Source organism: Ramlibacter montanisoli (assembly GCF_013087525.1).
GTDB classification, from domain to species: Bacteria; Pseudomonadota; Gammaproteobacteria; order Burkholderiales; family Burkholderiaceae_C; genus Ramlibacter; species Ramlibacter montanisoli.
The window spans coordinates 235,198-257,894 of the sequence record NZ_JABFCS010000001.1 but is presented as its reverse complement, the minus strand read 5'-3'; the positions used below and the strand labels follow the sequence as shown (position 1 = coordinate 257,894).

General features: G+C 69.9%; 21 protein-coding genes and 8 pseudogenes. 20 read left to right on the top strand and 9 right to left on the bottom strand.

What is annotated here, in order from left to right; genetic code table 11:
- Positions 1–24 precede the first annotated feature (24 nt).
- From HK415_RS01310 to HK415_RS01245, 14 genes and pseudogenes are all read left to right on the top strand, one after another.
- Positions 25–375 carry a hypothetical protein gene (locus tag HK415_RS01310; protein WP_171556483.1) on the top strand — a complete coding sequence of 117 codons (351 nt, stop codon included), beginning with the start codon at positions 25–27 and terminating at the stop codon, positions 373–375.
- A 41-nt stretch (positions 376–416) separates the two neighbouring features.
- Positions 417–1,403 (top strand): non-homologous end joining protein Ku, encoded by a 987-nt coding sequence (gene ku, locus HK415_RS01305; protein ID WP_171556482.1) that lies wholly within the window; start codon positions 417–419, stop codon positions 1,401–1,403.
- 19 nt (positions 1,404–1,422) lie between these two features.
- Positions 1,423–1,890, top strand: coding sequence for a BON domain-containing protein (locus HK415_RS01300; protein WP_171556481.1), 468 nt, complete (start codon positions 1,423–1,425; stop codon positions 1,888–1,890).
- A 23-nt stretch (positions 1,891–1,913) separates the two neighbouring features.
- Positions 1,914–2,300, top strand: coding sequence for a hypothetical protein (locus HK415_RS01295; RefSeq protein ID WP_171556480.1), 387 nt, complete (start codon positions 1,914–1,916; stop codon positions 2,298–2,300).
- A gap of 26 nt (positions 2,301–2,326) precedes the next feature.
- The gene (locus tag HK415_RS01290) at positions 2,327–3,694 is read left to right on the top strand and encodes a hypothetical protein (protein ID WP_171556284.1); all 1,368 of its coding nucleotides are present in this window, start codon (positions 2,327–2,329) and stop codon (positions 3,692–3,694) included.
- Between the two features lie 547 nt (positions 3,695–4,241).
- Positions 4,242–4,517: a chaperone NapD gene (locus tag HK415_RS01285; RefSeq protein ID WP_171556479.1), complete on the top strand. Its 276-nt coding sequence runs from the start codon at positions 4,242–4,244 to the stop codon at positions 4,515–4,517.
- Positions 4,489–6,996 (top strand): annotated as a pseudogene (gene napA, locus HK415_RS01280) (periplasmic nitrate reductase subunit alpha). Before HK415_RS01285 ends, napA begins: the two are co-directional and overlap by 29 nt.
- 1 nt (position 6,997) lies before the next feature.
- Positions 6,998–7,408, top strand: a pseudogene (locus tag HK415_RS01275) (nitrate reductase cytochrome c-type subunit); the annotation flags it as partial.
- A gap of 99 nt (positions 7,409–7,507) precedes the next feature.
- Positions 7,508–8,088, top strand: a pseudogene (locus HK415_RS01270) (NapC/NirT family cytochrome c).
- 109 nt (positions 8,089–8,197) lie between these two features.
- Positions 8,198–8,272 (top strand): hypothetical protein, encoded by a 75-nt coding sequence (locus HK415_RS26780; protein ID WP_373684628.1) that lies wholly within the window; start codon positions 8,198–8,200, stop codon positions 8,270–8,272.
- Positions 8,273–8,285: 13 nt separating this feature from the next.
- Entirely contained in the window at positions 8,286–8,678 is a 393-nt protein-coding gene (locus HK415_RS01260) for a hypothetical protein (protein WP_171556478.1), read from the top strand.
- 57 nt (positions 8,679–8,735) lie between these two features.
- The gene (locus HK415_RS01255) at positions 8,736–9,371 is read left to right on the top strand and encodes a trimeric intracellular cation channel family protein (protein WP_171556477.1); all 636 of its coding nucleotides are present in this window, start codon (positions 8,736–8,738) and stop codon (positions 9,369–9,371) included.
- Positions 9,372–9,447: 76 nt separating this feature from the next.
- Positions 9,448–10,231 (top strand): annotated as a pseudogene (locus tag HK415_RS01250) (class II aldolase/adducin family protein).
- Between the two features lie 82 nt (positions 10,232–10,313).
- A pseudogene (locus HK415_RS01245) lies at positions 10,314–11,305 on the top strand (NAD(P)-dependent oxidoreductase).
- A gap of 4 nt (positions 11,306–11,309) precedes the next feature.
- Here HK415_RS01245 and HK415_RS01240 read toward each other — a convergent pair.
- Together HK415_RS01240 and HK415_RS01235 are read right to left on the bottom strand one after the other, a co-directional pair.
- A complete protein-coding gene (locus tag HK415_RS01240; RefSeq protein WP_171556476.1) occupies positions 11,310–11,519 on the bottom strand; it encodes a hypothetical protein in 210 nt (69 codons plus the stop codon).
- Positions 11,495–11,635, bottom strand: coding sequence for a hypothetical protein (locus HK415_RS01235; protein ID WP_171556475.1), 141 nt, complete (start codon positions 11,633–11,635; stop codon positions 11,495–11,497). The genes HK415_RS01240 and HK415_RS01235 overlap by 25 nt, the downstream gene beginning before the upstream one ends.
- Before the next feature lie 138 nt (positions 11,636–11,773).
- Between HK415_RS01235 and HK415_RS01230 the strand changes: the two genes are divergently transcribed.
- A complete protein-coding gene (locus tag HK415_RS01230; protein WP_171556474.1) occupies positions 11,774–12,679 on the top strand; it encodes a LysR family transcriptional regulator in 906 nt (301 codons plus the stop codon).
- Between the two features lie 61 nt (positions 12,680–12,740).
- Positions 12,741–13,343, top strand: a complete 603-nt coding sequence (wrbA, locus tag HK415_RS01225; RefSeq protein ID WP_171556473.1) for an NAD(P)H:quinone oxidoreductase — start codon at positions 12,741–12,743, stop codon at positions 13,341–13,343.
- Here the strand turns inward: wrbA and HK415_RS24280 are convergent.
- A pseudogene (locus HK415_RS24280) lies at positions 13,340–14,046 on the bottom strand (MBL fold metallo-hydrolase). The gene wrbA and the pseudogene HK415_RS24280 overlap by 4 nt on opposite strands.
- Before the next feature lie 378 nt (positions 14,047–14,424).
- Positions 14,425–15,188, bottom strand: a pseudogene (locus HK415_RS01215) (SDR family NAD(P)-dependent oxidoreductase).
- Between the two features lie 162 nt (positions 15,189–15,350).
- Between HK415_RS01215 and HK415_RS01210 the strand changes: the two are divergent.
- Positions 15,351–15,527 (top strand): hypothetical protein, encoded by a 177-nt coding sequence (locus HK415_RS01210; RefSeq protein WP_171556472.1) that lies wholly within the window; start codon positions 15,351–15,353, stop codon positions 15,525–15,527.
- Positions 15,528–15,584: 57 nt separating this feature from the next.
- Here HK415_RS01210 and HK415_RS01205 read toward each other — a convergent pair whose 3' ends face one another.
- Positions 15,585–15,911, bottom strand: coding sequence for a hypothetical protein (locus tag HK415_RS01205; protein WP_171556471.1), 327 nt, complete (start codon positions 15,909–15,911; stop codon positions 15,585–15,587).
- Positions 15,912–16,003: 92 nt separating this feature from the next.
- Here HK415_RS01205 and HK415_RS01200 point away from each other — a divergent pair, with 92 nt between their 5' ends.
- The 3 genes from HK415_RS01200 (at position 16,004) to HK415_RS01190 (ending at position 17,870) form a co-directional block, all read left to right on the top strand.
- Complete coding sequence (locus HK415_RS01200; RefSeq protein WP_171556470.1) at positions 16,004–16,786, top strand: YecA/YgfB family protein; 783 nt, start codon at positions 16,004–16,006, stop codon at positions 16,784–16,786.
- Position 16,787: 1 nt separating this feature from the next.
- The gene (locus tag HK415_RS01195; RefSeq protein ID WP_171556469.1) at positions 16,788–17,396 is read left to right on the top strand and encodes a M15 family metallopeptidase; all 609 of its coding nucleotides are present in this window, start codon (positions 16,788–16,790) and stop codon (positions 17,394–17,396) included.
- 141 nt (positions 17,397–17,537) lie between these two features.
- Positions 17,538–17,870, top strand: a complete 333-nt coding sequence (locus HK415_RS01190) for a hypothetical protein (protein ID WP_171556468.1) — start codon at positions 17,538–17,540, stop codon at positions 17,868–17,870.
- A gap of 21 nt (positions 17,871–17,891) precedes the next feature.
- On the opposite strand, the gene HK415_RS01185 is transcribed toward HK415_RS01190, so the two are convergent.
- The 4 genes and pseudogenes from HK415_RS01185 to HK415_RS01170 all read right to left on the bottom strand — a co-directional run bounded on the left by HK415_RS01185 (position 17,892) and on the right by HK415_RS01170 (position 22,650).
- The gene (locus tag HK415_RS01185) at positions 17,892–18,281 is read right to left on the bottom strand and encodes a RidA family protein (protein WP_253261720.1); all 390 of its coding nucleotides are present in this window, start codon (positions 18,279–18,281) and stop codon (positions 17,892–17,894) included.
- A 1-nt stretch (position 18,282) separates the two neighbouring features.
- Positions 18,283–19,412: pseudogene (locus HK415_RS01180) on the bottom strand (DSD1 family PLP-dependent enzyme).
- Between the two features lie 44 nt (positions 19,413–19,456).
- Positions 19,457–21,421: an AMP-binding protein gene (locus HK415_RS01175; protein ID WP_171556466.1), complete on the bottom strand. Its 1,965-nt coding sequence runs from the start codon at positions 21,419–21,421 to the stop codon at positions 19,457–19,459.
- Positions 21,422–21,465: 44 nt separating this feature from the next.
- Entirely contained in the window at positions 21,466–22,650 is a 1,185-nt protein-coding gene (locus HK415_RS01170; RefSeq protein ID WP_171556465.1) for an acyl-CoA dehydrogenase, read from the bottom strand.
- Positions 22,651–22,697: the final 47 nt, after the last annotated feature.

Below are 22,697 nucleotides of genomic sequence, written 5' to 3'. Positions count from 1 at the left end.
GTCCACGCTGGCTAGGATGGCTCCATGCCATCCACCGAGGTCGCCGCGGGAACGCCCGCGCATCGCGCGAACGAACACACGCCGGCCGGGACCCACGTCTCGCCGGCGTTTCAGCTGGCGCAAGCCAACCGCGCCCTCTGGGCCGCCACCCTGTCACTGATGACCGCGTTCATGCAGACCCAGGCCCCCGCCCACCGCTACCTGCTGGCGCGGCGCATTTCCCGCAACTTCGACACCCTTTCGCGGCAGGACTGCTTCGACACCGGCTGCCGTTCCAGCTTCACCCGGCTGGCCGCCCGCTGGCAGGCCCGCGCCGAGCAGCTGTCCCCCACCCCGAAGCCCGCGCGCGCCGGCCTGTTCGACCTGTTCTCCTGACACCGTCGCAAACTGCCGGAAAACATCCATACGCGGAATCCATGGCTGACACCAAGGGCATGGCGAAAACCTCCACGCGCTCCTTGTGGAAGGGCGCCATCACTTTCGGGCTGGTGCACATCCCGATCGGCCTCTACTCGGCGACCGAGGAGACCGACGTGGACTTCGACTGGCTGGACCGGCGGACCATGGACCCGGTGGGCTACAAGCGCATCAACAAGCGCACCGGCCGCGAGATCGACAAGGGAGACGTGGTCAAGGGCGTCGAGCACGGCAAGGGCCACTACGTGGTGCTCACGCCGGAGGAGATCGCCGAGGCCTATCCGCGCACGACGCAGACCATCGAGATCGAAAGCTTCATCGATGTCGGCGAGGTCCCCTTCGTCTACCTCGAGAAGCCCTACTACACAGCCCCGATCAACAAGGGCGAGAAGGTCTACGCGCTGCTGCGCGAGGCGCTGAAGGAAACCGGCAAGGCCGGCCTGGCGCGCGTGGTGATCCACGGCAAGCAGCACCTGGCGGTGGTGCTGCCCTGCGGCCCGGCGCTGGTGCTGAACCTGCTGCGCTGGGGCGGCGAGGTCCGTTCCTGGGCGGACCTGCCGCTGCCTGCCGCCGGCAAGGCCGGCATCAAGGATGCCGAACTGAAGATGGCCAGGCACCTGATCGAGGAAATGAGCGGCAAGTGGAGCGCCAGCGACTTCCGCGACGACTTCCACGACGCCATCATGAAGCTGGTGGAGGCCAAGGCCAGGGCGGGCGGCACGGAGACCGTGGCACCGCTGGAGGAAGCGCCGCAGATGCAGGGGGCCGACGTGATCGACCTGACCGAACTGCTGCGCCGCAGCCTGAAGGGCGGCGCCAAGGCCACCGCACCGGCGGCGACCCGAGCCACCGCCGGCAAGAACACCCGCAGCCGCAAGGCGAACGAGGAGCGCGCGGTCGCTGCCGCCCCCGCAAACGCAGCGGCACGGCCACCAAGACCAACAAGACCAACAAGCCGCGCGCCCGCCGCGCGGCCTGAGGATTGACAATGAACCGGAGGACACCATGAACAGGCCCCTGAACACCCTCGGCGCGCTTGCCGCCGGCGCCCTGGCCATGTATTACCTCGACCCCGAGCTCGGCGCCCGCCGGCGCGCGCTGCTGGCCGACCTGCTGCGCAGCGGCTTGCCCGGCGAGCGACGCCAGGCCGCGGCGCGTTCGCGGCAGGCCCGCCGCGCCTACCTGCGCGCGACGCACGCCGATCCGCGCAGCGACGCCGAACTGCGCGATCGCATCCAGCAGCGCCTGGGCCGGATGGTGAGCCATCCCGGCGCCATCAGCGTCGACGTGGACAACGGCGTGGTGCGCCTCAGCGGCGGCGTGCTCGCCAAGGAACGCGACGACCTGCTGGCGCAGGTGCACGAGATGCCCGGCGTGCAGAAACTGGTGAACGCGATGACGGCGCACGACAACCCGCAGGAAATCGCGGCGCGCAGCGATCCGGCCGTTTCGCAAGAGGTCACGAACCGTTAGGATCAGGCGGCCCGACTGCCGCCATGAAACACACCAGGACCCTGTTGATCGCCGCCGCCGCCATCGGCGCGCTGGGGGTCGTCGCGCTGTCGCTGTACCTGCACTCCTGGGGCGGCTTCGCGCTGCTGGCGCTGGCGGCGGGCGGCTACGCCTGGTACCGCGTGCAGGTGGCGCGCGGCGAGGCGGCCGAGAAGTTCTTCGGCGACCTGGGCGAGGACACGCGCCTGACCAGCTTCCACGTCGGCTCCCCGAGCGAGATGCCGGTCGATCGCACCATCCCCCGCGCGAGTCGCAGGACCCGCGGCACTGATCAGCCACGGCGGTGCGCCCCGCACTGCCGGTGCCCTCCGACCCGGGACGGCACTCGCCGCCTACACAGCAGATCAGCTGGCGAACCTATGTTGCAGTGATCCATTCAACGTTTGGGGAGATCTGCATGCAAGCAAAAATCCGATCGACCGTCGCCGCGGCCATGCTGCTGGCGCCCGTCGCCTTCCTCGCACAGCCGGTGCAGGCGCAGACCCGCGCCACCGTCGCCACGCCCTCCATCACCAACATGGCGCTGAACTCGGACGCCGGCCTGTCCGCCGGCGCCACGCTGCGCGCCGAAGTGATCGCCACGCCGAACGCGCGCCGCTCCACGCTCACGCTGGGCGACAGCGGCGTCACCATGACGCTGCGCCAGCAGACCCCCGGCAAGTACGTCGGCTCCTACGTGGTGCGCCGCGCGGACCGCATCGATCCCACGCAGTTGCTGACCGCGCGCGTGACCTTCGGCGAGCGCACCTACTCGCGCCAATTCAACTACCCGACGGCGTTCCAGGCCCTGGCCATGGGGTCGGCACCTTCCAGCATGGCGATCGAGCGCTTCGTGATGCGACCGATGGGCCGCCTCGAAGCCGGCCGCGAACTGCGCTTCCGCCTGGTCGGCACGCCCGGCGCCGACGCCTGGCTCGACATCCCCGGCGTGATCCGCGGTGTCGACCTGGTCGAAGTGCGACCCGGCGTCTACGAAGGCACCTACACCGTGCGCCGCCGTGACGACGTGAACGCGTTCAGCCGCGCCAGGGCCACCCTGCGCAGCGGCAACCAGACCGCCACCCAGCGCGTGGACATCCGCGGCCGCGACCAGGACTTCGGCGAGGCGCCCGCGCCCGCGCCGGTTCCCGGCCGCGATGCCGTGTCGCCGCAGATCACCGACATGACGCCGGCCAACGGCGAGCGCGTGGGCGAGCGTGGCCGCACGCTGATCTCGGCCCGCCTGGCCGACCAGGGCACCGGCATCGACCGCGACAGCGTGCGCCTGCGCATCAACGGCCGCGACGCGGGCCCCGAGCTGCGCGTGTCCGAGGAAGACGTGCGCTTCCGCGCCGACCTCCCGGCCGGCCGCCACACCGCCGAACTGACGGTGCGTGACCGCGCCGGCAACTCCACCACCAAGACCTGGTCCTTCGACGTGATGGCCGACCGCGTCGGCGCCGGCCCGCTGCCGCTGACCGTGACCAGCCATCGCGACAACGCGGTGGTCGATGCCCGCGGCAACCTGAGCATCCAGGGCCGCACGGTCCCCTTCGCCAGCGTGCGCGTGCAGGTCGAGTCGGTGGCCAACGTCGGCGGCCTGCTGGGCGTGAGCCAGCCGGTGTTCGACCAGACCGTGCAGGCCGACGGCAACGGCAACTTCAGCGTCAACCTCGCCCCGCGCGGCCTGCCGATTCCCGGCAGCCGCTACGACGTGAAGCTGACGTCGACCAGCGGCGGCCAGACCGCCGAGGAACGGCTCACGCTGATCCAGCGCCAGGGCTGACGCGAGCAAGTCCTTCCTCCAGGCCCCGCTTCGGCGGGGCTTTTTCATGCGCGCCCGCAACTTCTTCACGCTGGCGTGCGGCCACCACGACGAACGGCCCGAGGGGGCAGGCGGGCGGGCTTGGCCGGAAACGGAGGGTGCTGGATACTTCTTGAAACACTTGCAGGCACGCAAGGTGCGGCAGGACAGGTAGTTGGGGGCAAGTGGGTTTCCGGCCCCGGCGTCGCAAGCGCCAGCCGGAACGTCGTTGGGGAACGACCCTGAGTGCAAGCAGGGTCTTTGAGGGGAAGCCCCGCGCGAGCGGGGCTCTTTTTCCTGCCGGACGCGCGGGCTGAATGGTGAAGGCGTGCCGACGGCGGTCCTGAAGGGTCGCCGAGGCCGGCGGGACGGAAACATGGAGAAACTCGCCTGGGGGCGGGTTTCTTTTTTGGGCCCGTGCACAGGTTCCCATCGCCCCGTACGCGCGATGACTCCTAGAATGCCCCGCAAAGAAGCATCCATCCAGAGCACGCAGCGCATGGCAGGGACCCCAGCTCCTCATTTCCACGTGGCCGGCGTGCTGGTGCAGGCGCTTGCGGCCGCCACCGAGGAAGTCACCGGCGAGATCCTCGGCTGGCCCGGTTCCCAGGTCCACGCGTGCGAAGGCGGCAAGCTCGTCGTCACCCTCGAATCCGAAGACCCCTCGTTCATCGTCGACCGGATCACCCGGTTGCAGCACATGGAGGGCGTCGTCTCCGCCGTCCTCGTCTCCGAACACTCGACGCCGCTCGCGGCGGCCAATGAGGTGATCCCGCATGACCTGCTCCCCCAAGACCCGCCGTGACTTCATGAGGGAGTCGGCCGCGGCCGCCACCGCCGCGGCCGCCGGCATCGCGCTGCCCGCGGCGGCCCAGAACGTGATGATGGACGCGGAGTCCAGCCAGCTGCGCTGGTCCAAGGCGCCCTGCCGCTTCTGCGGCACCGGCTGCGGCGTCAGCGTGGCGGTGAAGGCCGGCAAGGTGGTGGCCACGCACGGCGACCCCGATGCGGAAGTGAACCGCGGCGTGAACTGCGTCAAGGGCTACTTCCTGTCCAAGATCATGTACGGGCAGGACCGGCTGACCACGCCGCTGCTGCGCATGAAGAACGGCCAGTACCACAAGGACGGCGACTTCACGCCGATCAGCTGGGACCAGGCCTTCGACCTGATGGCGCAGAAGTGGAAGCAGGCACTGCGCGACAAGGGCCCCAGCGCGATCGGCATGTTCGGCTCGGGCCAGTGGACGGTGTGGGAAGGCTACGCCGCCGTCAAGATGATGAAGGCGGGCTTCCGCTCCAACAACCTGGACCCGAACGCGCGCCACTGCATGGCCTCGGCCGCGGTGGCCTTCATGCGCACCTTCGGCATGGACGAACCCATGGGCTGCTACGACGACATCGAGCAGGCCGACGCCTTCGTGCTGTGGGGCTCGAACATGGCGGAGATGCACCCGATCCTGTGGCAGCGCATCGGCGCACGCCGCCTGGCCGCGCCGCACGTGCAGGTGGCGGTGCTGTCCACGTACGAGCACCGCAGCTTCGAACTGGCCGACGTGCCCGTGATCTTCACGCCGCAGTCGGACCTGGCGATCCTGAACTACATCGCCAACTACCTGATCACCCACAAGGCGGTCAACCGCGACTTCATCTCGAAGCACGTCAACTTCAAGCAGGGCAACACCGACATCGGCTACGGGCTGCGTCCGGACCACCCGCTGCAGAAGGCGGCGAAGAACGCCGCGGACGCGGGCGGCTCCAGGCCCATGAGCTTCGACGAGTTCGCCCGCTTCGTGTCGCGCTTCGACGCCGAGTACACGACGAAGATCTCGGGGTGCCCAAGGACAAGCTGGAGAAGCTGGCGCGCCTGTACGCGGATCCCAAGGTCAAGGTGATGTCCTTCTGGACGATGGGCTTCAACCAGCACACGCGCGGCGTCTGGGCCAACCACCAGATCTACAACCTGCACCTGCTGACCGGCAAGATCGCCACGCCGGGCAACAGCCCCTTCTCGCTCACGGGGCAGCCCTCCGCCTGCGGCACCGCGCGCGAGGTCGGCACCTTCGCGCACCGCCTGCCCGCCGACATGGTGGTGACCAACCCCAAGCACCGCGCCACCGTGGAACAGGCGTGGAAGCTGCCGCCCGGCACCATCCCCGACAAGCCCGGCTACCACGCCGTGCTGCAAAGCCGGATGCTGAAAGACGGCAAGCTCAATTGCTACTGGACGCAGACCACCAACAACCTGCAGGCCGCGGCCAACCTGAACCACGAAGGCCTGCCGGGCTTCCGCAATCCCGCCAACTTCATCGTCGTCTCCGAGGTGTACCCCACGGTCACCTCCGCGGCCGCGGACCTGATCCTGCCGGCGGCGATGTGGGTGGAGAAGGAAGGCGCCTTCGGCAACGCGGAGCGCCGCACGCAGTTCTGGCGGCAGCTGGTGGACGCGCCCGGCGAGGCGCGCTCCGACCTGTGGCAGGTCATGGAGTTCACCAAGCGATTCAAGATGGAGGAGGTCTGGCCCAAGGAACTGCTGGACCAGAAACCGGAGTACCGCGGCAAGACCATGTACGAGGTGCTGTTCCGCAACGGCCAGGTGGACCAGTTCCCGCTGTCGCAGACCGACCCCACCTACAACAATGTCGAATCGAAGCACTTCGGCTTCTACGTGCAGAAGGGCCTGTTCGAGGAATACGCCGGCTTCGGCCGCGGCCACGGCCACGACCTCGCGCCCCTTCGACACCTACCACCAGGTGCGCGGGTTGCGCTGGCCGGTGGTCAACGGCAAGGAGACGCTCTGGCGCTACCGCGAAGGGACCGACTCCTATGTCAAGGCCGGCACCGGCTTCCAGTTCTACGGCAACCCGGACGGCAAGGCCAACATCTTCGCCTTCCCCTACGAGCCGCCGGCGGAGTCGCCGGACAAGGACTTCCCCCTGTGGCTGGTCACCGGCCGCGTGCTGGAACACTGGCACTCGGGTTCGATGACGCGGCGCGTGCCCGAGCTGCATCGCGCCGTGCCGAACGCGGTGGTCTTCATGCACCCCGAGGATGCGAAGGCGCTGGGCGTGCGGCGCGGCTCCGAGGTGGAGCTGCAGTCCCGCCGGGGCGCCATGCGCACGCGGGTGGAAACGCGCGGGCGCAACCGGCCGCCGCCGGGCGTCGTGTTCGTGCCCTGGTTCGACTCCAGCCAGTTGATCAACAAGCTGACTCTGGACGCGACCGATCCCATCTCGCTGCAGACCGACTTCAAGAAGTGCGGCTGCCGGATCGTGAAGGTGGCCTGACATGCGCGCCCTGCTCACCCTCCTGCTCGCCCTGTGCTGCGTCACCGCGGCATCCGCCGCCGATCCCGTGCCGCACAAGGACCCGTTCCGTGGCGACTCCGCCTTCAGCGACCAGCCGCGCCCGCCGCCGCTGGTGGGCGCCGAAAACCGCGACGTGCGGCGCGTGCGCTCCTATGCGATGCAGCCGCCGACCATCCCGCACGCGATCGACAACTACCAGATCGACCGCTTCGCCAACAAGTGCCTGATGTGCCACGCGCGCACCCGCGCCGGCGAGAGCCAGGCCACGCCGATCAGCATCACGCACTACACCGACCGGGGCAACAACTTCCTGGCCGACGTCGCGCCACGGCGCTACTTCTGCGACACCTGCCATGTCGTGCAGATGGACGTGAACCCGGTCGTGGAGAACCGCTTCGAGGACGTGGACGCGCTGGTGCCGCGCACCCGCGCCGAGGCGCGCGCGCGCGCGCGAATCCGGCGGCTCCGGCGCCGAGGAAGTAAGCGCGCGATGATCGACCTCCTGCGGCGTTACTGGCGCACCCTGTGGCGCCCCAGCGTGCACTACAGCCTGGGCTTCCTCACCATCGGCGGCTTCATCGGCGGCGTCCTGTTCTGGGGCGGCTTCAACACCGCGCTGGAGTTCACCAACACCGAGCGGTTCTGCACCTCCTGCCACGAGATGCGCGACAACCCCTACCAGGAACTGCAGCCCACCATCCACTTCACCAACCGCTCCGGCGTGCGCGCGAAGTGCTCGGACTGCCACGTGCCGCACGACTGGACGAACAAGATGGCGCGCAAGATGCAGGCGTCCAAGGAAGTGTGGGGCTGGGTCTTCGGCACCATCAACACGCGCGACAAGTTCCTCGACAAGCGCCTGAGCTGGCCGGGCGCGAATGGGCGCGGCTGAAGGCCAACGACTCGCTGGAATGCCGCAACTGCCACCTGTTCGACTCGATGGACTTCACGCGCCAGACCCGGCGCGCGCAGTTCGCGCACTCCACCGCGCTCGAACAGGGCACCAGGACCTGCATCGACTGCCACAAGGGCATCGCCCATCGACTGCCGAACATGGCGGAGGTTCCATGAGGGAAAAACCGGTAGACCCGCGCATGCCCGTGCTGGAGGACCGCCAGCGCCGCAAGGAGGAGTTCCGCACCTGGTTCTTCCTCACCGTGGTGATGGCCCCCTGCTCGCCGTGGTGATCGTGGCCGGTTTCGGCTTCATCGTCTGGATCACCCAGATGGTCGTCGGCCCGCCCACCTACCACTAGCGAGGGGAACACCATGGCGAAGACTGCATCCCTGGCGCTGGCCCTGTTCGCGGCACTGGCGCTCGCGGCCTGCGGCCCGAAGACCGAACCCGCGCCTTCGACCGCGGCCCCTCCGGCAGCCCCGCTCGCCCCCGCGGAGACCAGCACCGCGCCGGCGCAGCAGTCCGAAGCGATGTCCGGCGTGCCCAGCGAACCGCGCCCGGGCACCGGGGCGCCGGTGGCCAACGTGCCGAGCGGGCCTTCGGTGGGCGGCGATCCCGCGCGCACCGGTGCCGGCTCGGGCACCGAGGTCGGCGGACTGCAAGGGCCGGACGCCGGCGGCGGCGCCGGTGGTCCGGGGCAACCGGCGGTGAGCGGGAACGCGCCCGGCGCGGCCGGCGCGGCGAGCACGCCGCGGCGGCCCTGAAACGCCCGTCGGCGCGCGTGTTCCGGCGCCGGCTCGCGGAGCAGGGACAATCCCTGCATGGCTAACACCTCCCTGCTGCCTTTGCTGCAGACCCTCGTCGAGGCCGGCGCCACCCTCGCCTTCGCCCTGTCCGGCCTGCTCGAAGCCGCGCGCAAGAAGCTCGATGCCGTGGGCGTCTGCGTCGTGGCCGGCCTCGCGGCCTACGGCGGCGGCACGCTGCGCGACGTGCTGCTGGACCGCCGGCCCTTCTTCTGGGTCGCGCATCCGGAATGGCTGTGGGGATTGCTGGCCCTGTGCATCGCCGCGATGGCCTTCCTGCGCGCGCGCCACTTCGCGCCGACCGAGCGCGCGATGCAGTGGCCCGACGCGCTGGGCCTGGGCCTGTTCAGCGCCAGCGGCACGCAGCTCGCGCTGGCGCAGGACCTGCCCGGCATCGTCGCCGTGCTGATGGGCGTGATCACCGCGACCTTCGGCGGCGTGCTGCGCGACATCGTCTGCAACGAGATCCCCACGGCGCTGCGCGACCACCAGCCTTATGCGGTGTGCGCCTTCGCCGGCGGCTGGGTGCTGGTGGGCGCGCAGCAGGCGGACATGCCGGCGGGGGCGGCGCTGGTGCTGGCCGCGGCCACGGCCACCGGCCTGCGCGCGCTGGCGCTGGCCACCGGCTTCAGCTTGCCGCGGTGGTCGTCGTGAACCGCGCCATCGGCTGCTGCGCCGTGGCCGGACCGGCTGCATGCCGGAATCGACTGAAAACCCTGGAGGCGATTCGATGAGCGAAGGCGTGCTGAAGATCCCATCCATGCAGGGCAGGTGCTCGCCCGAGGAGTGGCAGGCGCGCGTGGACCTGGCCGCCTGCTACCGGCTCGTGGACCTGTTCGGCATGTCCGACATGATGGCCAACCACATCTCCTCGCGCGTTCCCGGCGCGGAAGCCTTCCTGATCAATCCCTACGGGATGATGTACGAGGAGATCACCGCCTCCTGCCTGGTCAAGGTGGACCTGGCCGGCAACATCCTCGCGAAACCGGACTTCGGTGCGCTCAACTACGGCATCAACAAGGCCGGCTACGTGATCCACAGCGCGGTGCACGAGGCGCGGCCCGAGGTCGGCTGCGTGATCCACACGCACAGCTGGGCATCGATGGCGGTCTCCGCGCTCGATTGCGGGCTGCTGCCGATCACGCAGACCGCCATGCGTTTCCTCAAGATCGGCTACCACGAGTACGAGGGCGTCGTGCTGGATGACGGCGAGAAGGCGTCGCTGGGTGCGCGACCTCGGCCAGGGCGAGGCGCTGATCCTGCGCAACCACGGCGCGCTGGTGGTCGGGCGCACGGTGGGCGAGGCCTTCAACTGGACGCACCGGCTCGAACTGGCCTGCCGCTCGCAGATCGCCGCCATGTCCTGCAACACGAAGCTGCGCCCCGTGCCGCCGGAAGTGCTGGAGGAGACCTGGAACAACTACCAGCCCGGCACCCGCCGCCCCTATGGGGTGATGGAGTGGCCGGCGCTGCTGCGCAAGCTGGATCGCCTGGATCCGGGCTACCGCCGCTGAGGAAGGAGACGGGCATGGGACGCGGTACGCGATACGGGAAGTGGCGCCTGCTGGTGCTGCGAGCTTCCGGAGCCAGCGCCCCTTGAATGCGCAGAACGCGCCCCTGCGCATCCTGCTGTCGCGGGAGGCGGCCGGAACGCTGGCGCCGGAGATCGCGCGCGTGCTGGCGCAGCGCCCGCACGTGCTGCTCGCCCCGCAAGACGCCGACGCGGCCGGCGCGGACATCGCCTTCGTATCGCGCGACGTCACCGGCCTGTCGACCAAGCACCGCGTGCTGCCCGACACGCAGCGCATGCACGACGCGCTGCGCGCCGCGCCCGGCCTGCGCTGGATCCACATCCATTCCGCCGGCGCGGACCGCGCCATCTACCAGGAACTGATCGCGCGCGGCGTGCAGGTCTGTACTTCCTCCGGCGCGAACGCACCGGTCGTGGCGCAGACCGCGCTGCTCGGGCTGCTGGCACTGGCACGCCAGTGGCCGCTGCTGTTGCGCGCGCAGCGGAGCGGCGCTGGTCGCCGCTGATCGCGAGCGGCCTGCCGCGCGACCTGCAGCGGCAGACGGCGGTGGTGGTCGGCTGGGGCCCGGTGGGACGGGAACTGGCGCGCCTGCTGCAGGCGCTGGGCCTGCAGGTGGTGGTGGTGCGGCGCAGTGCCGCAGCGGCCGCCGAAGGCATCCGCACGGTGGCCGACACCGACTTGCGCACGGTGCTGCCGCAAGCCGACTGGCTGTTGCTCGCCTGCCCGCTCACCGATCGCACGCGCGGCCTGATCGGTGCGGCGGAACTGGCCTTGCTGCCGGCACACTGCGGCCTGGTGAATGTCGCGCGCGGGGAGATCGTGGACGAGCCGGCCTTGATCGAGGCGCTGCGCGGGCAGCGGCTCGCGGGCGCCTACCTGGATGTGTTCGCGCAGGAACCGCTGACTGAGGACTCGCCGCTGTGGGAGCTGCCCAACGTGATCGCGACACCGCACAGCGCGGGTTTTTCGGACGGCAACGAGGAACGGGTCGCGGCCATGTTCCTGGACAACCTCGCCAGGTGGACGCGCGGCGAGGTCCTGGCGAACCTCGCCTGAGCGATCACTTGCCGGCCAGGCGGGTTTCGCCGGCGGCGGCCGGGCGGCCGGCCAGGTAGCCGGAGCCGCTGTCTTCGCCGGTGAAGGCGTTGACCACTTCGCGCGCCGAGATGTAGTCGGCGGTGGCCTGGTCGCGCGTCGTCGTGCTGCGGAACTGCGCCAGCGGGTTGTAGCTGGTGGACCAGGGATTCACGCCGCCTCGCACGTATTCCACGACGGCGCCGGGCGCGGCGGACACGAAGGGGTGTTGTACTCCTCATAGCTCTCGGCGGAGGCGCCGGCGGCGGTGGCGGCGAGGACGAGGGCGGCGATCAGGGACTTGCGGTTCATGGTGGTTTCCTTGGTGGGTCGGTTCGGGGCAGCGCCATCGCTGCACCGTGATTCGAATGTATTGTTCATTGCTCCCGGGATAAACTAGGCTCAGTTTGATTGACTATCAACGGATCCTGAACAATCGAAGGGCCTGCCATGGATCGCTTCCAGGAGATGCGTGTCTTCGCCGCCGTGGTGGACGCCGGCAGCTTCGTGGGCGCGGCCGACGAACTGGACCTGTCGAAGGCCGCGGTGTCCCGCCTCGTTTCCGAACTCGAACTGCGGCTGGGCGTGCGGCTGCTCCATCGCACCACGCGCAGGTTGTCGCTCACGGCGGAAGGCGAGGTGTTCTTCGCGCGCTGCAAGGAGCTGCTGGCCGGCGTCGAGGAGGCAGAGGCCGAGATCACCGAACGCAGCGGCCACGCCGTCGGCGTGCTGAAGGTGAGCGCGCCCTTCTCCTTCGGCGTGCTGCGACTGGCTCCGCTGTGGGGAGACTTCCTCGCGGCCCATCCGCAGATCCAGCTGGAGATCACGCTGTCGGACCGCTTCGTGGACCTGGTGGACGAAGGCTTCGACCTGGCCGTGCGCATCGCGCGGCTGGAGAGCTCCTCGCTGGTGAGCCGCAGACTGTCCTCCACGCGCATGGTGCTGTGCGCGTCGCCGCGCTACCTGAAGGCGCACGGCAAGCCGAAGCATCCGTCGGACCTGGCGGCCCACACCGTGCTGGCCTACAGCCTGCTCGCGGTGGGCGACACCTGGGAGTTCCAGGGTCCCGACGGACCCGTGTCGGTGAAGGTGCAGCCGCGCATGAAGACCAACAGCGGCGACACCTGCCGCGAAGTCGCCGTGGCCCACCAGGGCATCGTGCTGCAGCCCCTGTTCCTGGTGGAACACGAGCTGCGTGCCGGCCGGCTGGTGGAGCTGTTGCCCGAATACAGGTCGCACGAGCTGGGCGTGTACGCGGTGTACCCCTCGCGCAAGCACCTGCTGCCCAAGGTGCGCCTGCTCATCGACTACCTCGCGGCGGCGCTCGGCCGCGAGGCAGCGGCAGGCAAGCGCTGATCCGGGCTCCCCCGCGCGCAGGCTTGTCGCTATATTGGACGGACCCCTTCAGGAGAACGCGATGGCAAAGGTCCTTGTGCTGTACCACAGCTTCTACGGTCACATCGAGGCGATGGCGGAGGCGGTCGCGAAAGGCGCGCGCGAAGTCGGCGGCGCCAAGGTGGAGATCAAGCGCGTGCCCGAGACCATGCCGGCCGACGTGTTCGCGAAGGCGGGCGGCAAGGCCAACCAGGCCGCGCCGATCGCGCAGCCCGCGGAATTGGCCAACTACGACGCGATCGTGTTCGGCACGCCCACGCGCTTCGGCAACATGACGGGCCAGATGCGCAACTTCCTCGACCAGACCGGCGCGCTGTGGATGTCGGGCGCGCTGGTGGGCAAGGTGGGCTCGGTCTTCACTTCGTCGGCCACGCAGCACGGCGGCCAGGAAAGCACCATCCTCACCTTCATCCCCACGCTGATGCACCACGGCATGATCGTCGTCGGCCTGCCCTACGCGGAGCAGCGGCAGATGGGCCTGGACGAGATCAAGGGCGGCAGTCCCTACTGCGCATCCACCATCGCGGGCGCCAGCGGCGAGCGCATGCCCAGCGAGCAGGAACTCGGGATGGCCGCCTTCCAGGGCAAGCACGTCACGACCATCGCCACCAAGCTGTTCGGTTAGCGCAGGCCTTCCCACCAGCGACGGTTGACGCGCGGCTTGCCGAGCGTCAGCACCTCGCCGATCTCCGGCGTGGCCAGCGCGATCCCTTTGGCCAGGGCGATCGCGGCCACGCGCTCGAGCGGCTCGCGCCAGCCGTGGAAGGCCAGGTCGAAGGTGCTGTTGTGCACCAGGTAGAGCGTGCGCGCGCCGAGTTCCTCGAAAGCCTGCACCGTCTGCTCGGGCGTCAGGTGCACGGTGGGCCAGCCGCTGTCGTAGGCGCCGTTCTCCAGCAAGGCGATGTCGATCGGGCCCAGCCGCTGTCCGATCTCGCGGAAGCCGGGGAAGTAGCCGGTGTCGCCGCTGAAAAAGATGCGTTCGGCGCCGCTCGCGATGGACCAAGAGGCCCACAACGTCTTGTTGCGGTCCCACAGGGTGCGGCCCGAGAGTGCTGCGCGGGCGCGGCCGTGACCACGACCTCGCCCCACTGCCCCTGCTGCCACCAGTCGAACTCCTCGATGCGCTCGGCCGGCACGCCCCAGCGGCGCAGGTGCGCGCCGACGCCCAGCGGCACGAAGTAGCGCTGCACGCGGTCCTTCAGCACCTCGATGGTCGGCACGTCGAGGTGGTCGTAGTGGTCGTGCGAGAGGATCATGGCCTCGATCGGCGGCAGGTCCTCCAGTGCCAGCGGCGGCGGATGGAAACGCTTGGGTCCCGCGAAGGACACTGGCGAGGCACGCTGGCCGAACACGGGGTCGACCAGCCACCACTTGCCGCGCAAGCTTCAGCAGGTGCGACGAGTGCCCCAGGCGGATGATGTGGTTGGCCGCGGGATCGAGCGCGTCCAGCGCCGCGCGTTCCAGCATGCGCACCGGGATCGGGTCCACCGGCACCGTGCCTTCCTTCTTCTGCAGCAGGAAGCGCCGCCAGTTCTGCCAGCTGGAGAGGCCAGGCTTGGCATCGGGATTGGGCGGGTTGCGGAAGGTGCAGTCCTCGGCGATGAACTGCGGCGACTTCAGGAAGCGGGGGTCGCATTCTTCCGCCGATGCAGCCGGCGCCACCAGGACGCCGGGCAGCGCCAGCAGGCAGGCGATCGCAAGCCGCCTCATCGGCCGGCCTGCTCGCGCAGCGTCGGCAGGCCGACACCGGCCGCGTCGAATCCCCGTCGACCGCCAGCACCTGGCCCGTCACGTAGCGCGCCTGGTCGGAGCAGAGGAACAAGACCGCTTCGGCAATCTCTTCCTCGGTGCCGTAGCGCGCGAGCGGGACGGCATCGTGGTAGTCCTTGCGGATCGCCGCGGAGTGCACCTTCTTCGCCATCGCGGTCTCGACCGGTCCCGGCGCCACCGCGTTGGAGCGGATGCCGTGCATCGCGAGTTCCACCGCCTGCTGCTTGGTGAAGTGCACGACCGCGGCCTTGCTGGTGCCGTAGGCCACGCGCAGCGTGCTGGCCCGCAGGCCCGAGATCGAAGCGATGTTGACGATGCTGCCGCCCCCGCTTGCGCGCATGAGGGGCACGCAGGCCTGGCTGCACAGGAAGACGCCGTCGAGGTTGGTGGCCATGACGTGGCGCCATTCCTCGAAGCTGGTTTCGGTCAGCGGCTTGAAGACGGCGACGCCGGCGTTGTTCACCAGCGCGTCGATGCGGCCGAAGCGCTGCGCCGCCTGCGCGAAGGCCCGGGAGACCTGCTGCGGGTCCGAGACGTCGCAGGTGATCGCCAGCACGCGCTCGCCATGTTCGCGCGCCAGCGCGGCACCGGCGTCGGCCAGCACGGGCGCGTCGATGTCGAGCAGCACGACAGTGTCGCCGCGCGCCAGGAACATGCTGGCGATCGCCAGCCCGATGCCGCGCGCGGCGCCGGTGACCACCGCGACGCGGGGGTGGGGTCAGGCATGTCGTCTCCTTGCCTGGCGCGTGGGGGGCCGGCCGCGCGGATTATCCCGCGCCTGCCGGGCGGAGGCCGTCCGTTACAGCGGGCCCCCATTGCGCGCGAGTTGTCCGACACTGGCCATCCACCTCCGGAGATGGCCATGACCCGCCCAACGAGTGACGACCGCAGCGATCCCACGAATCCCGACAGCGCGCAACGCCAGGACAAGCTCGACAAGCGCCCCGAGCCGCTGAACACGGACGACGAAGATTCCGAGAGCGGCCAGGCGCGCGACCAGGGCGACCAGACGGAAGACAACAAGCGGCAGCAGGAGTGAGGCGCGGCCGAGGCGAGGGGAAGCATCGGGTCGCGTACAGGTCCCGCCGAGGCTTCGTCACCAGCCGCGCTTGCGAGCCTCCTCCTGCTTCTGCGCCTCCGAAGCCATCACCGTCAGGGCCATGCCGACGAGAACCAGGAGCGCGCAAATCGTGTAGCCGACCGGCCCTTCCGGCACGATCCACGTCGCGTACTGCGGATAGGCCTGCGCCAGGGTCCGCAGCGGCTCCAGCCTGGCCTCGCTGCGCACGGCATTGACGTTCATCAGCGCGGCGCGCGCGAACACCGCGCCCACGATCGCGATGGCGCCGGCCAGGAACAGCACCTTGCCGAGGATGAGGGCGTGCCTCGGGGATCGTGCGATGCGCGCGCGCAGCCAGTTCATGGGGCGACTCTAGCGCAGCCAGCCCCGGCCGCGACGACGGGGGTGCGGGCCTGATAATCCCTGACCAGCCCCGCCGCGCGCGTTTCTCCCCGATGACCCCCACCCCGCCTTCCGCCGCCACCGCCCCGCCGTCCGGCCCCCTGACCCCCGAAGACTTCGACGCGCTCGACGACGAACTCGACCTGCTGCGCCAGCAGGACGAGGAAATCCCGCAGTGGGAATTCTGCGAGGGTTTCCTCGCCGCGCTCGTGTGCATGCGCCGCGAGGTGCCGCCCGAGGAATACTGGCCCGTGCTGCTGGGCGAGGACTTCCGGCCGATGGAGCACATGGAGTTCGTCTGGCGCTGGCGCCGCCGCTGGCAGGAGATCGCGTTCGCGCTCGACCAGCCGGTGGACGTGCTGGAGGACGAGCGCACCTACCACCCGGAAGCGATCGACACGCGCGGCGCCATGCTGTCATTGCCCGCCGAGGAGCGCATCGAGGGCGACATCGCGAGCCTGCCGGCCTACGCGCAGGTGTGGGCCCTGGGCTTCATGTACGCCGTGGAATCCTGGCCCGAGGACTGGCTGCCGCCGCGCGACCCCGAGGGCGCGCAGATGCTGGACGCGGCGCTGCAGGACATCGTCGCGCTCACCGAGGACGATGCGGGCCTGCCGGCCCTGTCGATGTACACCGAGGACGGTCCGCCCAGTGTGAGCAACGAGCGCCTGGACGCGCTGGCCGCGGGCATCTGGGCCGTGTACGACATGCGCCAGCTCTGGCGCAGCCTGGGCCCGCGCGTGGACCCCGTGCGCAAGCCCGAGGAGCCGGGCCGCAACGACCCCTGCCCCTGCGGCAGCGGGAAGAAGTACAAGAAGTGCCACGGGGCGGGCTGACATGAACTCCGTACGCTGCGAGGACGTCGCCACCCACGCCGAATTCCGGCACCTTTCGACCCTGCGCGACATCGCGGTGGACCTGCGCTATGCCGGCGTGGACAACTTCGTCGGGCGCGACCTGTACGGCACGCTCGACTGCGCCTGGCTGCATCACCTGGCCGCCACGGGGCTGGAGAACGCGTCCAAGCTGCTGTCCCAAGCGGCGCCGGGCCATCGCCTGCTGGTGCTGGACGCGCTGCGGCCGCACCGCGTGCAGATCGAGCTGTGGGACTACCTCGAAGGCACGGACCTGCGCCAGTACGTCGCCGACCCGGCCCTCGGTTCCATCCATTCCTTCGGCATGGCGCTGGACGTGACGCTGCTGGGCCCGGACGGGCGCGAGCTCGACATGGGGACCGGCTACGACGAGATGCGCGAGCTCTCGCATCCCCGGCTCGATGCGCACCATCTCGCCACCGGCGAACTCACGCCCCGGCAGCACCGCCACCGCGAGCTGCTGCGCGAGGTGCTGGTGGGCAGCGGCTTCCAGGGCATAGACAACGAGTGGTGGCACTTCGACATGCTGGAGCGCCGGCACGTGCGGCAGACCTTCACGCGGGTGGACTGAGCCGCGCCAGCGCTCAGGCGGCGAGGCCTACAGCCGAGCGGGAATCGGCGCACAGGCGGTCGGCCACAGCACCGCTGCCCTCGGTGCGCGCTTCGCGCTGCAATGACTGCAAGCGGAAAAAGATCCGCGCAGGAGTAGCTCATGAAGAAGTTCATCTTGTCCGCAATGACAGTGGCGGCGCTCGCCATCGGCGGCGGTGCGCAGGCCGACGTGATCGACAGCGTGGGGAACACCATCTCGCGCATTTTCGGCGTGCCGTACAACCCGTATCCGTCGGTCGCCGCGCCCATCACGCACGTCTACACCGATGCCTACGGGCGACGCTTCCAGGTGGATGCCGCCGGCCGGCACATCCCGCTGGACCCGTATGCCACCGTGCCGGGCACCTATGCCGTGGCTCCCTCGTACGACCTCGACGGCGACGGCATCGCCAACCAGTACGATCGCTATCCGCAGGACGCGCGCTATCGCTGACGCAGGTGGCAGGAGGCGCGCCTAGGCTCCCACCTGGGCGACCGCCTCCACCTCCAGCTTCAGCCCGAAGTGCAAGGCGCCGGTGGGCACCACCGCGCGGGCCGGTTTCGTGTCGCCGGCCCAGCGCGCATAGACGGCGTTGAAGGCCGGCCAGTTCGCCATGTCGTCGATGTAGACGCGCACCTGCACCAGGCGGTCCACGTCGCTGCCGCAGGCCAGCAGGATGTTGCGCACGTTGGCCAGCACCTGTTCCGCCTGCTGCTCGAAGCCGGCATCGACCAGCTTCACGCCCTCCGCCGTGATCGGCAGCTGGCCGGAAACGAACACCAGGCCCTGCGCGACGGTCGCATGGCTGTAGTGGCCGCCCGGCCGGGCGACGGTGTCCGGGTCCACGCGTTGCGGCGGCTTCATCTCACCATCCATAGAAGCGCGGCCAGGCCGACACCGAGTCGTCTGCGGCAACGGCCTGGTATTCGGGGAATTGGGCCGCCGTGGCGCACGCGTGGTTGGGCAGCACGCGCAGGCGCGTGCCCACCGGGAAGCGCTGCACGATCCCGGGATCCGGTTCGCCCGGGTGCGACAGGATGCCGTGCTCCTGGTTCGCCCCGCTGAGGATGTAGCCCTCCAGCGGCGTGCCGTCGAGGGCGCACACCTGCCCGTAGCCGTAGTTGCGCCGCTGCTTCTGCGTGCCCAGGTCGCGGCTCATCGCCATCCAGCCCGCATCCACGATCGCCCAGCCCTTCTCGGCCTGGTGCCCGATCACGGTGGTCAGCACGCTCAGCGCGATGTCGCCGAGGCTGCACACGCCGACGTTCGCCATCACCAGGTCGAAGAACACGTAGACGCCGGCGCGCACCTCGGTGACGCCCGCCAGCGATCGCGCCGACAGCGCCGTGGGGGTGGAACCCACGCTCACGTTGGGGCAGGCATGGCCGGCCGCGCGCAGGCGCTCCGCCGCGCGGACGCAGGCGGAGCGCTCCTGTTCCGCCATGGCGGCGAGCGCCTCGGGCTCGTTGAGGTCGTAACTGGCGCCGGCGTGCGTCATCACGCCACCGAGCCACGCGCCAGGCTGCGCCAGCGCGGCGCCGACTTCCAGCAGCAGCGGTGCTTCCGGCTTGATGCCGGAGCGATGGCCGTCGCAGTCGATCTCGATCCAGGTCTCGAAGGTCTCGCCCTGTTCGCGGCCGAAGGCTGCGATGGCGTTCGCGCCGTCCACGTTGTCGGTGACCAGCTTGAGGTCGCATCCCTTGCGGCGCAGGGCCAGCGCCTGCGGCAACTTGACGGGACCATGCCCACGGCGTACAGGATGTCTGTTTCGCCGGCGGCGAAGAACTGCTCGGCTTCCCGCAGGGTGGACACGGTGATGCCGCGGGCGCCGGCGGCGCGCTGCATCTCCACCACCTGCACGCATTTGGAGGTCTTGACGTGGGGGCGGAAACGGACACCGAGGCGGTCGAGCTGCTCCTGCATGCGCGCGATGTTGCGCTGCATGCGGTCCACGTCCACCAGCGCCGCGGGGGTGTTGAGTTGGTCGAGCGTCATGGCCACAGTATCCGGCATCGCCGGGCGCCCGACCGGCGATGCCCTCAGTGGCGCGCGGCCCGCACCGCCTGCACGGATTCCGGATTCACCAGGGTGCTGAGGTCGCCCGGATCCTCGCCGAGCCAGGCCGCGCGGATCACGCGCCGCATCACCTTCATGTTGCGGGTGCGCGGCAGGTCGGCCACCAGCGCCACCTCGGCCGGCCGGAACGCGCCGCCCAGGCCCGCGACGACCGCCGCCGACAGCGCCTTCACCGCCGCGGCCTCGTCGATGCCGGGCCGCGGGACGCAGACACAGACGACAGCCGTGCCCTTGACCGGATCGGGCGTTCCCACGGCAACGGCGTCCACCAGCAGGCCGGTGGCCATCAGCAGCGCCTCGATCTCGGAAGGCCCGGTGCGCTTGCCGGCGATCTTGAGCGTGTCGTCCGAGCGGCCGTGCACGTACCACATGCCGTCGGCATCGCGGCTGGCGAAGTCGCCGTGCACCCAGACACCCGGCAGGCGCGACCAGTAGCTCTGGAGGTAACGCTCCCGGTCGTGCCAGAGGCCGCGCGTGAGGCCGATGCTCGGCGTGCGCATCACGAGTTCGCCGGTGACGCCAGGTCCGACCGACCCACCGTCCGCGTCCACCACGTCGGCGCCAGTGCCGGGCACGGGGCCTGCGAAGGCGCAGGGCTTGAGCGGATGGATCACGGTGCCGGTGAGGATGCCGCCGACTTCCGTGCCGCCGGAGTAATTGAGCAGCGGCACGCGGCCGCGGCCCACGCGCTCGAAGGTCCAGTGCCAGGCCTCGGGCGTCCAGGGCTCGCCGGTGGAGATGATCACGCGCAGCGAGGAGAGGTCGCGGCCGGCCAGCGCGTCCTCGCCCTGCGACATCGACAGGCGCGCGACCGTCGGCGCCAGTCCCAGGTAAGTCACGCGGTGGCGCTCGACCAGCCGCCACAGCCGGTCCGGCTCGGGATAGTTGGGCGCGCCTTCGGCCAGCATCACCGTGGAGCCGACCAGCAGGCCGCCGAACACCAGGATGGGCCCGACCAGCCAGCCCATGTCCGACATCCACAGGAAGCGGTCCTCGGGCTTGAGGTCCATGCAGATGGACAGGTCCAGCGCCGTCTTCACCGGGAAGCCGCAATGCGAATGCACCACGCCCTTGGGCTTGCCGCTGGTGCCCGAGGTGAACATCAGCAGGAAGGGATCGTCGGCCGGCATCGGCTCGGTGGGCACGGCGGCGACGTCGGCGGGGGCGCCGGCGGTGAGCTCGTGCCACCAGTGGTCGCGCCCCGGCGTCCACTCGTGGCGGGTTTCCAGGTGCTGCAAGACGATCACGTGGCGCACGCCGGGGCAGTGGGCCAGCGCTTCGTCGACCACGGACTTGGCGCCGACCGGCTTGCCGCGGCGCAGCGATCCATCGACCGTGATCAGCGCCTTGGCGTGGCCGTCGTTCACGCGCTGCGCGATCGCGTCCGCGCCGAAGCCAGAGAACATGGGCAGCACGATCGCGCCGACCTTCGCCACGGCCAGCATCGCGGCGGCCGCGTGCGGCAGGTTGGGCAGGACCATGCCGACCACGTCGCCGCGGCCGAGGCCGAGGCGCCGCAGGCCCCAGGCGAGGCGGCAGGTCTCGCGGTCCAGGTCGGCGAAGGACCAGCGGGTGGTCGCGCCGTCTTCGCCTTCCCACACCAGCACCTCCTGCTCGTAGCGCGGCGTGCCGCGCCGGCGGTCGATGCAGTTGGACACCACGTTGGTCACGCCGCCCACGCACCAGTGCGCGAAGGGCTGGCCCTCGGAGAGGTCCAGCACGCGCTCGTAGGGACGCTCGAAGCGGTAGTCCAGGAAGCGGATCAGTGCATCGTGGAACCAGGCCGGGTCCTGCGCAGCGCGGGCATTGAGTGCCTCGAAGCTCGCCACGCCCAGCGCGCGCATGAAGCGGGTGAGGTTGGCCCCTTCGACCATGGCGGCGTCGGGGCGCCACACGACGGCGGCGGACGCGGGAAGTTCGGCTTGCATGTACGCGCTCCTCTCGGTGGGGCGAAGCGCCCCGGTGACCCGCTTCAGTTGAACGCGGCGATGCCGGTGATGGCGCGGCCGAGGATCAGCGCGTGCACGTCGTGGGTGCCTTCGTAGGTGTTCACCACCTCCAGGTTCACCAGGTGGCGGGCCACGCCGAACTCGTCGCTGATGCCGTTGCCGCCCATCATGTCGCGCGCCACGCGGGCGATGTCCAGCGCCTTGCCGCAGCTGTTGCGCTTCATGATCGAGGTGACCTCCACCGGTGCATGGCCTTCGTCCTTCATGCGCCCGAGCCGCAGGCAGCCCTGCAGGCCCAGCGAGATGTCGGTCAGCATGTCGGCCAGCTTCTTCTGCACCAGCTGGTTGGCCGCCAGCGGCCGGCCGAACTGCTTGCGGTCCAGCACGTACTGGCGCGCTCGCTGGTAGCAGTCCTCGGCGGCACCGAGTGCGCCCCAGGCGATGCCGTAGCGCGCGCTGTTCAGGCAGGTGAACGGGCCCTTGAGTCCGCGCACTTCCGGAAAGGCATCTTCCTCGGGACAGAACACCTCGTCCATCACGATCTCGCCGGTGATGCTGGCGCGCAGGCCCACCTTGCCGTGGATGGCCGGCGCGCTCAGGCCCTTGGCGCCCTTCTGCAGCACGAAGCCGCGGATGGCGCCCTCGTCGTCCTTGGCCCAGACCACGAACACGTCGGCGATCGGCGAGTTGGTGATCCACATCTTGGAACCCGTGAGGCTGTAGCCGCCGGGCACCTTGCGGGCGCGGGTGATCATGCTGCCGGGGTCCGAGCCGTGGTTGGGTTCGGTCAGGCCGAAGCAGCCGATCCACTTTCCCGACGCGAGCTTGGGCAGGTACTTCTGCTTCTGCGCCTCGGTGCCGAATTCGTTGATCGGCACCATGACCAGCGAGGACTGCACGCTCATCATCGAGCGGTAGCCGGAGTCCACGCGCTCCACTTCGCGCGCGATCAGGCCGTAGCTCACGTAGTTGAGGCCCGAGCCGCCGTAGGCTTCGGGAATGGTCGGCCCCAGCAGGCCGATCTCACCCATCTCGCGGAAGATCGCGGGGTCGGTCTGCTCGTGCCGGAAGGCGTCCTGCACGCGCGGCAGCAGCTGGCCCTGGCAGTACGAGCGTGCCGCGTCGGCGATCGCGCGTTCGTCGGCGGTGAGCTGTTCACTCAGGGCGAGCGGGTCATCGGAAGAAAAGGGGGTGCGGTTGAGAGCCATGGATGTCCGATCGAGTGCCATGTTGTCGGGGGCTTGGGCGCGGCCGG

Coding starts and splice junctions, on each gene's coding strand:
- HK415_RS01290 (WP_171556284.1), top strand. CDS start 2,327: ATGCAAGCAAAAATCCGATCGACCGTCGCCGCGGCCATGCTGCTGGCG.
- HK415_RS01260 (WP_171556478.1), top strand. CDS start 8,286: ATGGCGAAGACTGCATCCCTGGCGCTGGCCCTGTTCGCGGCACTGGCG.
- HK415_RS01175 (WP_171556466.1), bottom strand. CDS start 21,421: ATGCAAGCCGAACTTCCCGCGTCCGCCGCCGTCGTGTGGCGCCCCGAC.
- HK415_RS01235 (WP_171556475.1), bottom strand. CDS start 11,635: ATGAACCGCAAGTCCCTGATCGCCGCCCTCGTCCTCGCCGCCACCGCC.
- wrbA (WP_171556473.1), top strand. CDS start 12,741: ATGGCAAAGGTCCTTGTGCTGTACCACAGCTTCTACGGTCACATCGAG.
- HK415_RS01295 (WP_171556480.1), top strand. CDS start 1,914: ATGAAACACACCAGGACCCTGTTGATCGCCGCCGCCGCCATCGGCGCG.
- HK415_RS01170 (WP_171556465.1), bottom strand. CDS start 22,650: ATGGCTCTCAACCGCACCCCCTTTTCTTCCGATGACCCGCTCGCCCTG.
- HK415_RS01310 (WP_171556483.1), top strand. CDS start 25: ATGCCATCCACCGAGGTCGCCGCGGGAACGCCCGCGCATCGCGCGAAC.
- HK415_RS01200 (WP_171556470.1), top strand. CDS start 16,004: ATGACCCCCACCCCGCCTTCCGCCGCCACCGCCCCGCCGTCCGGCCCC.
- HK415_RS01300 (WP_171556481.1), top strand. CDS start 1,423: ATGAACAGGCCCCTGAACACCCTCGGCGCGCTTGCCGCCGGCGCCCTG.
- HK415_RS01190 (WP_171556468.1), top strand. CDS start 17,538: ATGAAGAAGTTCATCTTGTCCGCAATGACAGTGGCGGCGCTCGCCATC.
- HK415_RS01185 (WP_253261720.1), bottom strand. CDS start 18,281: ATGAAGCCGCCGCAACGCGTGGACCCGGACACCGTCGCCCGGCCGGGC.
- HK415_RS01255 (WP_171556477.1), top strand. CDS start 8,736: ATGGCTAACACCTCCCTGCTGCCTTTGCTGCAGACCCTCGTCGAGGCC.
- HK415_RS01205 (WP_171556471.1), bottom strand. CDS start 15,911: ATGAACTGGCTGCGCGCGCGCATCGCACGATCCCCGAGGCACGCCCTC.
- HK415_RS01230 (WP_171556474.1), top strand. CDS start 11,774: ATGGATCGCTTCCAGGAGATGCGTGTCTTCGCCGCCGTGGTGGACGCC.
- HK415_RS01210 (WP_171556472.1), top strand. CDS start 15,351: ATGACCCGCCCAACGAGTGACGACCGCAGCGATCCCACGAATCCCGAC.
- HK415_RS01195 (WP_171556469.1), top strand. CDS start 16,788: ATGAACTCCGTACGCTGCGAGGACGTCGCCACCCACGCCGAATTCCGG.
- ku (WP_171556482.1), top strand. CDS start 417: ATGGCTGACACCAAGGGCATGGCGAAAACCTCCACGCGCTCCTTGTGG.